This window comes from Candidatus Bandiella numerosa (genome assembly GCF_029981845.1).
Lineage (GTDB): Bacteria > Pseudomonadota > Alphaproteobacteria > Rickettsiales > Midichloriaceae > Aquirickettsia > Aquirickettsia numerosa.
Map to the genome: position 1 here is coordinate 1,117,989 of NZ_CP104164.1, position 11,235 is coordinate 1,129,223.

Consider the following 11,235-nt stretch of genomic DNA (forward strand, 5'->3'; position numbering starts at 1 on the left):
CAATTCAGCAGAACTCTATGATAAAAAATTTGATTCTTCAAGTAGTATATTGCTCTACCTACTTGATCAATTTATTAATTCCAGTATATGTTTATAAGTTAGTTATTTAATATCAAATTTGAAAGGTTTTTAAAATTTTTCCACATAATACTTCATATTAGCATTTGTATAATAGTATTTAAAACCAGCCTACCCTTAATTGTTGATTTAATATAATTGTCTTTACCTTTCACTAAAAAACCTTTTGTAATTAGATCGTTCATAGATTTTAAGTTCGTGATGGCCGATTCATGAACACCTTTATTTAACCTTAATCCCATCGTTAAAACATCCATCATATTTTGTTTATTGCTAATCCACTTCTTATCTTGTATTGGGAATTTATATGCATCTACATACTTTAACCATTTTTGTGGGTTATAATAGTTTATTGTATAATAAATTTTGTTATCAAAGATATAACGACCATGAGCCCCAGGTCCCAGCCCGATATAACTACCCAACTCCCAGTAAGATAAATTGTGCTTACATTCATATCCTGCTCTTGAATAATTAGATATTTCATATTGCTTAATCTCATGCAATTTCAAGATATCATATGTTGCTTTATACATAGCAATTGAAATTTCCTCATTCGGCATTTGAAATTCTTCTGCTCTTAAAGCATTGAAAAACTTAGTGCTCTTCTCTATTGTTAGTTGATAACACGATATATGGTAATCCACATATTTTAGTACTTCATTAAGCTCGCTCTCCCATTCATTAATTTGTTGTCCAGGAAGACAATACATTAAATCAAATGAATAATTATCAAAAATTTCTCTAGCAAATTCAATAGCTTTTAAGGCATCATATTGAGAATGAGAGCGACCTAAAAATTTTAAATTATTATCTCTAATGCTTTGTATGCCTATAGAAATCCTGTTAATTCCACAAGATTTAAAATTCTTAAATCGTTCTCTATCAACTGAATTAGGATTTGCTTCTAGTGTAATCTCTATATTATTAGAAAAATCAGTGATACCAGAAATTTTATTAATAATAGAATTAACCGTACCAGGTTTCATTAATGAAGGGGTCCCACCTCCAAAAAATATTGATTTAATTTTTTTATTTTGAATTAAATCCTTGTTTAATTCAATTTCAGCTAGATATGATTTTTTCCAACTATCATGTTCAATATAATCACTTTCATGGCTATTAAAATCACAATATGGGCATTTAGTCTTACAAAATGGCCAATGAATATATATAGATAATTCATTGGATTGGCTATTCATTACGTAGCTCTTTCCTAAAAATAAAGACTAGAATCAAAAATATAGCATAGAAAGTAAAAATAGCAGGAATTATATACCCATGTATCACATAATATAGAGTAGGATTTTTTAATTTAGGTGGTATAACGCCATCTATAACAGCTTCTGTATTAATTTGCGCAGTCTTTACTAAATCTCCGTAAACATTTATTATGGCTGAGATACCTGTATTAGCTACTCTTACAACAGGCAAACCAAATTCCATGGCCTTTACTCTAGAGATCATATAGTGTTGATATGGACCAAAAGTGTTTTCAAACCATGAGTCATTAGTAATATTCAATATAAATCTGTATTTGCTATAAGAAGATAATGACAGATGATTTTTAGCTAATGTTGATTCAGAACATATCAAAGGTAGAAAAGCTATGTTATCATCCAATTCGATAATATTCTGAGAGCTTCCCTTTGAAATATCATCAAGATTTATTGAATGTGCAATTTTACGCACTACCTTATTAGTATTCTTATATGGCATGTATTCACCAAATGGAACTAATATTCTTTTATCATAATATCCTAATATCTCACCTTTGTAATTAAGCGCAATTAATGAATTATAGCTTAGTAATTTTTCTTCATTTTTTTCTAGTCTGTCTGTACCAAATATCAATGCAGAATTTTCTATTTTATCCATTGGTACAAAATTCTTTAAAACATCAAGCCACTTAGAGTTTTCTATGATGGGATATGGAAATGAGGCTTCAGGCCAAAATATATATTGCATACTTTCAAAGCCAGGAGAAAGTGTAAGTTTCGATAATGTTTCAAATATATAAGCCTGCTTCTCAGAATCACCATAGTGTGGCTGCTGTATATTGGGTTGAACTAATCTGATTTTAATCTCATGATCGTCTTTTAATTCATTATTTTTTTCCTCTTTTCTGAGCTCACCTATAATACACACACACACACATAATAATATGTTTGATATAATGAATCTTTTATTTTTGGTAAATAAACTTGTTGAGAAAAGTGCTAATAGAAAACTTACTCCATATGAGCCAACATAAGCCAATATATTATTAAACCAGGGAACGTATATTGCAGTATAACCAAGCAACCCCCATTTAAATGGAAAAAAAACATTACTTCTACTATATTCAAGTATTACCCATAAAAATGCAAAATTTATAGAATATATGATGTTATTATGTCTTACATATTTTGTTAATATTGCCAATATACCTATCAATGCTGCAAATGGAATAGGAATAAGTAATGATAAAAATGGTACAGCCCACTCCATGTTTATATTGGCTTTGTATATAGAAAAAGGAATCCAATAAGTTTGAATTATAAAAAATCCATAACCAAACAATAATCCATGAAGGAAAAGTCTTAAATTTCCATTGATTTTTTTTAGTATAAAAGCAAAAATACCAAGCGAAACGATAAACGGAAATACTGAAGTAGGGAAAAAAGCAAGAGTTAGTGACAACCCAAGCAGCGGTGATATCAAAATATAATAATTAGCAATGTTCATTCAAATTACCCTTTATTTTGTAACCTCACGTTTTATAATCTTACCTCTTAACTCATCAATTGTAACTATATTATACTTTAGACTTTTAGCAACTGTTTTAATCCACTTTTCCAAGATATCAATATTATTTACACTAGCATTTATAATTCCGATAGCATACCCTCTGGCACTAGCAATTAATTTTAAATCATCTAGTCTTTTTATTAATTCTATCTCTGACATTTTTTGATTTATAACGCTGTCTACTCTTAATATCCTATCCTTCATGCCAAACTTTATTGCTAAGTCTCTAAAAGATTTTATTTCCTTTGGATCGTTGTACAAAATGTGTTTATTAGTTTCACTAATTCTTTTAAGTAAAAAATTTAGGTCTCTTATATCATCAGTAAACGATTCATCCATCTCGGTATAATATCCATTAAAGTCATTTGATTTAGATATAATATATTCCAATCTTTTCGAATTATTATCTACTCCAAGTTTACAAATCAATGAATAAGGACCGTTATCTTTAAAAAAATAATCATGTGTCTCCATAGGAATATTCATCAACAAATCTCTATCATTAATATCAGCGTAATCAAAATGGCTCGCATAAGGAACAAATCCAAGTGAAATTGACTTAGGTAATCTGAGAAGAGCCCTATCAACAATCTCTTTATCTAACCCTAACCCCGCAACCAATATGGATATACTAGGTAAATTTTTAATGGTAAATTTATCAGTTATTTCCTCTGCAATTTTTTCACTTTTATGATGTTCATTTGGACTTTTCATACTGTCATCAACAATATTATGATCTTCATTAATAATATCATTTACTATTTCATTATTTAAAATTGAATTTATAAAATAAAAAGTAGCCCCAATAAATATTGAAAATATCAATAAAAATATGAAAATAGTAAAAACACTATAAGAGGATTTGTTTAATCTTGAGAATTTTTTCATTATATTAAGTTTTATACAACATAATTATTTCATTATCATAAATAATATCACTAATTTTGAATTTATAAAAATAAATTACTTGATTTAGAGATAAATTAATTTAACTTAGGTATAAATAATGAAGTAGTATTTAATTAATGTTTTTCATAGGGTTGCTTTGCTTACTTGTGTCGGTGTTTGTCGGCTATTTGGCTATTGGTGGTAATATTGAGGTATTATTCAAGCCTTCAGAATGGATAATTATTATCGGTGCAGCGATAGGAAGTTATATTATTTCAAATCCGCCAAACGTGACTAAGGAGATGATTAAATCTCTCAAAATATTAAATAAAAAATCTCCACATAATAAAAGTGAGTATCTTGAGTTGCTGGTTTTTATGTTTAATTTTTTTAAATTTTCACACTCAAACGGATTAGTAGAGTTGGAAAATCACGTTGATAATACAGAAAAGAGCGATCTATTTACCTCATTCCCAATTATGATGAAGGAGCAGGATGCTAGAGAGTTTTTCTGTGATTATTTTAGAGTTGTCATCCTTGGATTTGAAAATCAAATGGAATTAGAGAATATGATGGAGAATGACATAGAAAGTAGAAAACATCACGTATACGCTGTTTCTCAATCGTTAATTAGAATTGGAGACGCCTTACCAGCGCTTGGAATTGTTGCGGCTGTATTAGGTGTAATAACCGCTATGGCCTCAGTTGGATCTGACCCAAGTATATTAGGGCCTAAAATTGCTTCTGCATTAGTTGGTACCTTTATTGGTGCGTTTACAGCATATGGTTTAGTTAACCCAATTGGTTATTTCATTTCAAAGTTCAAAGAGGATGAGATCAAATTTATTGAATGTATCAAATCTGGAATAATAGCTCATGTTGGCGGCTATCCCCCTTCTGTATCTATAGAATTTGCTAGGCAAGCAATACCCAAAGCTCACAAACCTACTTTTCAAGAGGTTGAGTTAGAAATTGAAAATAGGATTTCAAATAAAAGATAAATGAAAAAGAGTAAATTTGACAAATCAATTATAATTAGGAAAAGAAAATTTAATAACCATAATGCCTTTCACGGTGGTTCCTGGAAATTAGCTTATGCAGACTTTGTTACTGCGTTAATGGCGTTTTTTTTACTTTTGTGGCTATTAAGTAGCGCATCAAACAAAAAACTGGAAACTATTGCGCAGTATTTCGTACCAACGTTAAGTTTCCTAAAAAACGATCTCAAACCCAAAGACAATGATTATCAATACAATAGTAAAATAGGTATACAGTACGGTGTTAAACGCGTTGGTGACATTGTTGATATACAACAAGATGGTGAAAAAATTAATGTTGACGAAATGAATAACAAGATATTTTTAAAAATTGAATCAGATATAAATTCAATGCTAGAAAATAGTCAGGATATCAATAATAGCGTTTCCTATAAAAATACCGTCAGTGGAGTAGAAATCACAATTAATGACCAAGACAATAAGCCTTTATTCGAGCTTGGTAGTGCTAAATTAACGGATTATGCAAAAAAGACCATCGACAAAATAATAACATATATAAAATATTCTCCCAATCTAATACAGATAAGTGGATACACAGATAAATCTAACCAAAATACGTTTGCAGAATATGGAAATTGGGAATTATCATTTGATAGAGCAGACTCTGCAAGAAAATATCTATTAATTAATAATATTTCTTCTGAAAGAATTCATTCAGTGATTGCTCGAGCTGATACTGATTTGGCTGACCAAAATAATCCATATTCCGCCCTAAATAGAAGAATTACAATCATGCTATTAAGAAATTCTGCAATTGAAAATTACAAAATTTCTGCACCAATATCTGCACCAGTAAATTAGTATATTTTCCGAATAGCTACCATAGCAATATTGCTGATCCCAATATTTTCAAAAAATATCTACTATGAATTTTCTTTTACTTGACGATTTTACGTTAATTATATATTAATACCTATTACTTTATATTATAGGACTTTATGTCAGAGATTCGTAACGTTGCAATTATAGCCCATGTAGATCATGGTAAGACCACACTTATCGATAATATGCTCAAACAAAGTGGTACCTTTCGAGATAATCAAGAGGTAGAAACTAGAATAATGGATTGTAACGATATTGAGCGCGAGCGAGGCATAACAATTCTTGCTAAATGTACCTCTATGAATTATGAGGGGGTGAAGTATAATATAATAGATACACCTGGTCACGCTGATTTTGGTGGTGAGGTAGAAAGAGTTTTATCTATGGTTGACAGCGCAATATTATTGGTTGATGCATCAGAAGGAGCAATGCCACAAACAAAATTTGTATTGTCAAAAGCACTTTCAATAGGTTTAAGGCCAATAGTAGTAATAAATAAAGTTGATAGATCTGACAGTAGAATTGATGAAGTCCTAGATGAAGTTTTTGATTTATTTTATTCTCTGGATGCAACAGAAGAGCAATTAGATTTTCCGATATTATATGCTGTTGGAAGAGATGGTTGGGCATCCGAAAAAAATGAAAAAGGAGAAAATTTAAAACCACTCTTTTCAAAGATAAAGACACATGTTCCTAAACCTAATGTTGATAAATCTGCCCCATTTTCAATGCTTGCAAGTATATTAACTGCAGACTCATATTTGGGGAGAATTTTAATTGGTAAGGTATATTCAGGTTCAGCTAAAGTTGGGGATAATATTAAATCAATAGATTTAAATGGGAAAATTATAGAAAACACAAAACTTACAAAACTTTTTGGGTTTAAAGGAATAGAAAAAATACCAATTGAAATTGCTGAAGCAGGAGATATTGTAGCAATTTCTGGAATAGAAAAAACCTCTGTGGCAGATACTATATGTAATAATGCTATCACTACACCTATACAATCCACCCCTATTGATCCTCCAACTATGGCTATTACAATAAGCGTAAATAGCTCACCTTTAGCTGGTCTTGAGGGATCAAAAGTTACATCAAGGATAATTTTAGCGAGACTTGAAAAAGAAGCTGAAAGCAATATAACCATCACTTTAAAAATTTCAGAAAATGGTGAAAATTTTGAAATTGGTGGTAGAGGTGAATTACAATTAGGTGTTTTAATCGAAAATATGCGTAGAGAAGGTTTTGAGTTATCAGTTTCAAGGCCTAGAGTATTATTTAAAAAAGATGATAAGGGTAAAACCTTAGAACCTATTGAGGAAGTGTTAATTGATGTAGACGAAACACATAGTGGAATAGTAATTGAAAAACTCTCACTGAGAAAAGCTGAATTAAAAGAAATGAAGCCTTCAACTGGTGGAAAAACTAGGTTAATTTTTCATGCTCCATCTAGGGGTTTGATTGGTTATCAGAATGAGTTCCGTAATGATACAAGGGGTACTGGTATCATAAATAGGATATTTCATTCTTATCAGGAATATAGGGGAGACATTATATCAAGAAGAAATGGGGCTTTGATTTCAAATTCAAACGGAGAATCCGTCGCCTACGCTTTATGGAATTTAGAAGACAGAGGTGATTTATTTATACCACCAAGAACTAAAATTTATGAGGGTATGATAATAGGCGAACATAATAGAGATAATGATTTAGAGGTAAATCCTATTAAGGGTAAACAACTTAGTAATATGAGAGCCTCTGGAACAGATGAAAGCATAAGGTTAACTCCATACAAAATTTTTACACTTGAAGAAACTTTATCCTACATTAAAGATGATGAGCTCATTGAGGTTACCCCTGATAATATTCGCCTTCGTAAGTCAATATTATGCCCAAATGAAAGAAAAAAAGCATCTAGAAAGTAAATTGTTCAAAATATGCTTGAGATTTTGAACGAAACTTTGGATTTTAGCAAAATTTTTTGCAATATTTTGTAATAATTATTTATTTAAAAAATACGGAAATAACGTTTATACATAGGATAGAGAATTATTATTTGTGTATAAATGGATTATCAACAAACTATTTGTAAAAAAGAGAGTATTTCTGGAATTGGTTTACATACAGGAGAAGCTGTAAAGCTTGTTATTTCACCACTAAAAGAAGATTCAGGCATTATCTTCAAAAGATCTGATATATCCACAAATAATATCATTCCTGCAAAATTTTTTAATGTTACAAATACAAAATTATGCACCGAAATTTCTAATGATAGTGGCATAAAAATAGCAACCATTGAACACATTATGGCTGCATTATGGGGTATGAATATTGATAACGCTTTAATAGAGGTATCAGGACCAGAAGTCCCTGCGATGGACGGAAGCTCCAAGGAATTTATTAGTTTAATAAAAAAAGCTGGCATTAAAGCACAATCAAAAAAAAGAAAATATTTAAAAATTCTGGACACTATTAAAGTAACAGATGAAGACAAAGAGATAGTGATTAAAAGTGCTGATAATTTTGCAATTGATTTTGATATTGAGTTTGATCATCAATCCATTGGGCATCAAAATTATAGCCTTTTAGATTCCACAAAATTTGAAGATGAAATTGGAAATGCCAGAACTTTTGGGTTTTTAAGCGATGTAGAGTTCTTGAAAAAAAATGGGCTAGCAAGAGGAGCTTCTCTTAACAACAGCATAGGATTAAGCGAGACTGGTGTGGTTAACAGTGAAGGTCTTAGATGTGAAGACGAGTTTGTTAAGCATAAAATATTAGATTGCGTTGGTGATTTATTTTTGTCGGGCTATAGAATAATTGGAAATATTAAGGCAACCAAAGCTGGTCATAATTTAAATAATGCTATGTTAAAAAAGATATTTGACAATCCAGATTCCTATAAAATAATCTAAATTAAATTTAAAAATTTTAATATTAGGGAATGTTGTTAGAGAATATCATAAAATTTGTGTAAAAAGAACTTCCTTACATAAATAAAAAGCAAAAAAAATAGTGAAAACAAGTGTAGAATAAAACCTTGATGGTAAAAATAAGGAAATGATTTGAGCCAAAAAATTATTGATAAATCATAGATTTTTCTTGACTATTAAATATTAAATCCCATAACTTGCACAATAAAATAAATATTATTTATTTTCCCTATCATTAATAAGTAGATATTAAGAGTAACCTGATAATTAATATTAAATATAAATGGTCAAATTATGATATATAATGCGCAAGAAATTTTCTCATCAATTCATAACAGCCCTCGCAATAATGTACATAATATGTTTGGTGGAGAAGGAGAAAAAATATTTAATTATACAGTAGTAGCACTGACTAGTGATGTGGCTACTAATTTTGTTTTATGGGGTTTTGGATTTGGCCCTGCTTATTACGGATTAAAATGCATAGGTTTTACATTCCTTAATGCCACTTTTAAGTATTATATTAGAGAAAAAATAAATGACTACTTTTATGATAATTATTACTTAAAACATTTGATAGCAGGAGCAGTTGGAGGAGGATCATATTACGGTTTTAATTATTTATTTAAAGCACATATGGATATAACTTTATTATTCAATGCTGGTGATTTAAAAAACAAAATATTAAATGGAATTTTAAATAACTCTATTTGGGAATTTTCTTCAGAAACCTTAAAAACTATTAGAGAACAAGAAGAGTGGGAAAAATATACTACAGCAGCATACGTCATAGAAGCATTAGATTGTTTTTTGGATGAGGGGGATAAGATAACATGTTTATTAAAGAAGCAACCTATAGGAGCTATAAGTAGAGCAACAGGAGCGTATATTCGTGAAAATTTAAATTCAAAAGTAGGCACTAATAACTACCAAAATGAAGAAGATTTAAATATAAAAGCAGACACTAATGAAGAACTTGAGTCAGTAAATATTATCGACAATCAACATCAAGATTTATAAAATTCTCTATTGAGAGAGCATTCAAAAGTAATGGCAAAATAGAAAAAGAGAGAGTAAAAGGTGGATTTGTTTAATAATGTATAATAAGTTATTTATACATTAGTCGTATATGACGGAAAGATGACTGGTAAGTCACCGTTAAGTTAAAACGAGAATAGAATTATGATATTGAAATGCTGAAGTTATCCGTGCCATTATTTTATAATCAAGATATTGCATTATCTATCTTTTTATGAACACCACCCCTTTATGATTTTTTTTCTTCTTTATCAAACTCAATTATTTTAGCGAGCTTTGAATAGGAATCCTTTAAAGTATCCTTTTCATTATAATTTTGAGAGATAAATCTATTAATTTCATCTATATATTTGATGGATTCATCCACTTGTGGGTCAGAGCCAGTTTTATATGCCCCAATCCTAATCATATCTTCCATATCAGTATACTGAGAAATTATGCTTCTAGCTTTGTTCACTAATTTATTCTCATATTCTGTGTTGCATCTGGGCATGGTTCTTGAAATGCTGTTTAGAACATCAATGGCAGGGTATATACCACGTCCGGCAATTTTTCTACTTAGCACAATATGTCCGTCTAATATCCCTCTTACTGCATCAGATATTGGTTCATTATGATCATCTCCTTCAACTAATACACTGAAGAAGGCAGTTACATCGCCCTGCCCTTTGGTTCCTGGCCCCGCTCTTTCCAGCAATTTTGGCAATTCAGAAAAAACACTTGGAGTATAGCCTTTAGTTGTTGGGGGCTCACCAATAGAAAGACCAATTTCCCTTTGCGCCATAGCAAATCTAGTTATACTATCCATCATGCATAGCACCTGTTTGCCTTGATCTCTATAATAATCGCACAGTGCCATAGTAAGATATGCTGCTTGCTTTCTTTTTAATGCTGATTCATCCGAAGTTGAAACAACAACAATCGCTTTACTAAGCCCCTCTTCTCCCAGGTAATCTTCTAAAAATTCTTGAACCTCTCTTCCTCTTTCACCAATTAGCCCTATGATTTTTACATCAGCATCAGCATATTTTGTTAGCATTGAGATCATCATGGATTTTCCTACACCAGAGCCAGAAAAAATTCCCATCCTCTGACCTCTACAACAACTTAAAAAAGAATTAATTGACCTTATTCCCATATCCATTTTAGCGCCAATTCTTTTTCTTAAATGCGCTTTTGGAGGTGTATTATGCAATCTGTATGGAATATTTCCATTTATTAATGGTCCTTTTTCATCTATTGGCTCTCCAAAAGTATTGATAACTCTGCCTAGCCAATGTCCAGATGGATATATCGATTGGTCATGAGCAATTACATGCACTTGACTTCCAATTCCAATTCCTTCAGCAGAATCATAGGTCATAAGCAAAGTCTTTTTTTCCTTAATACCTACAACCTCAGCAAACATTTCTCTTTCATTTTTATTAATAATTTTACATTTAGACCCGATGCTAACCGCAAATTCAATTCCTATGGCTTCAATTAACAAACCTCTTACGGAACAAACTTTTCCAATAACCTGAAATTCAGGTATCAATTCAATCTCATTAATGATACTTCTTAAAATATTGGACATAAAAAATTATTTGATATAATTTGCACACGTAAATATACAAAGAATTAAAACA

9 protein-coding genes are annotated in these 11,235 nt (G+C 30.5%); 5 read left to right on the top strand and 4 right to left on the bottom strand.

What is annotated here, in order from left to right; all coding sequences use genetic code 11:
• Positions 1–152 precede the first annotated feature (152 nt).
• Genes hemW through N3Z17_RS05335 form a run of 3 tightly spaced genes read right to left on the bottom strand, consistent with a single transcriptional unit; the run spans position 153 to position 3,756 of the window.
• Complete coding sequence (gene hemW, locus N3Z17_RS05325) at positions 153–1,280, bottom strand: radical SAM family heme chaperone HemW (RefSeq protein WP_282471685.1); 1,128 nt, start codon at positions 1,278–1,280, stop codon at positions 153–155.
• Positions 1,273–2,805: an apolipoprotein N-acyltransferase gene (lnt, locus tag N3Z17_RS05330; protein WP_282471686.1), complete on the bottom strand. Its 1,533-nt coding sequence runs from the start codon at positions 2,803–2,805 to the stop codon at positions 1,273–1,275. Before lnt ends, hemW begins: the two co-directional genes overlap by 8 nt.
• A gap of 12 nt (positions 2,806–2,817) precedes the next feature.
• Entirely contained in the window at positions 2,818–3,756 is a 939-nt protein-coding gene (locus N3Z17_RS05335) for a divergent polysaccharide deacetylase family protein (protein WP_282471687.1), read from the bottom strand.
• A gap of 137 nt (positions 3,757–3,893) precedes the next feature.
• Here N3Z17_RS05335 and motA point away from each other — a divergent pair, with 137 nt between their 5' ends.
• From motA to N3Z17_RS05360, 5 genes are all read left to right on the top strand, one after another.
• Positions 3,894–4,757 carry a flagellar motor stator protein MotA gene (gene motA, locus N3Z17_RS05340; protein WP_282471688.1) on the top strand — a complete coding sequence of 288 codons (864 nt, stop codon included), beginning with the start codon at positions 3,894–3,896 and terminating at the stop codon, positions 4,755–4,757.
• Entirely contained in the window at positions 4,758–5,615 is an 858-nt protein-coding gene (locus N3Z17_RS05345; protein ID WP_282471689.1) for a flagellar motor protein MotB, read from the top strand.
• Positions 5,616–5,752: 137 nt separating this feature from the next.
• Positions 5,753–7,561, top strand: coding sequence for a translational GTPase TypA (typA, locus tag N3Z17_RS05350; protein ID WP_282471690.1), 1,809 nt, complete (start codon positions 5,753–5,755; stop codon positions 7,559–7,561).
• A 141-nt stretch (positions 7,562–7,702) separates the two neighbouring features.
• Positions 7,703–8,551, top strand: a complete 849-nt coding sequence (gene lpxC / locus N3Z17_RS05355) for a UDP-3-O-acyl-N-acetylglucosamine deacetylase (protein ID WP_282471691.1) — start codon at positions 7,703–7,705, stop codon at positions 8,549–8,551.
• Between the two features lie 312 nt (positions 8,552–8,863).
• Entirely contained in the window at positions 8,864–9,589 is a 726-nt protein-coding gene (locus N3Z17_RS05360) for a hypothetical protein (RefSeq protein WP_282471692.1), read from the top strand.
• Between the two features lie 247 nt (positions 9,590–9,836).
• Here the strand turns inward: N3Z17_RS05360 and fliI are convergent, their stop codons facing one another.
• Positions 9,837–11,183 carry a flagellar protein export ATPase FliI gene (gene fliI, locus N3Z17_RS05365; RefSeq protein WP_282471693.1) on the bottom strand — a complete coding sequence of 449 codons (1,347 nt, stop codon included), beginning with the start codon at positions 11,181–11,183 and terminating at the stop codon, positions 9,837–9,839.
• Between the last annotated feature and the right edge of the window lie 52 nt (positions 11,184–11,235).

What these genes read in the sequence shown, in the direction of transcription:
- hemW (WP_282471685.1), bottom strand. Translation starts at nt 1,280, where the DNA reads ATGAATAGCCAATCCAATGAATTATCTATATATATTCATTGGCCATTT.
- lnt (WP_282471686.1), bottom strand. Translation starts at nt 2,805, where the DNA reads ATGAACATTGCTAATTATTATATTTTGATATCACCGCTGCTTGGGTTG.
- N3Z17_RS05335 (WP_282471687.1), bottom strand. Translation starts at nt 3,756, where the DNA reads ATGAAAAAATTCTCAAGATTAAACAAATCCTCTTATAGTGTTTTTACT.
- motA (WP_282471688.1), top strand. Translation starts at nt 3,894, where the DNA reads ATGTTTTTCATAGGGTTGCTTTGCTTACTTGTGTCGGTGTTTGTCGGC.
- N3Z17_RS05345 (WP_282471689.1), top strand. Translation starts at nt 4,758, where the DNA reads ATGAAAAAGAGTAAATTTGACAAATCAATTATAATTAGGAAAAGAAAA.
- typA (WP_282471690.1), top strand. Translation starts at nt 5,753, where the DNA reads ATGTCAGAGATTCGTAACGTTGCAATTATAGCCCATGTAGATCATGGT.
- lpxC (WP_282471691.1), top strand. Translation starts at nt 7,703, where the DNA reads ATGGATTATCAACAAACTATTTGTAAAAAAGAGAGTATTTCTGGAATT.
- N3Z17_RS05360 (WP_282471692.1), top strand. Translation starts at nt 8,864, where the DNA reads ATGATATATAATGCGCAAGAAATTTTCTCATCAATTCATAACAGCCCT.
- fliI (WP_282471693.1), bottom strand. Translation starts at nt 11,183, where the DNA reads ATGTCCAATATTTTAAGAAGTATCATTAATGAGATTGAATTGATACCT.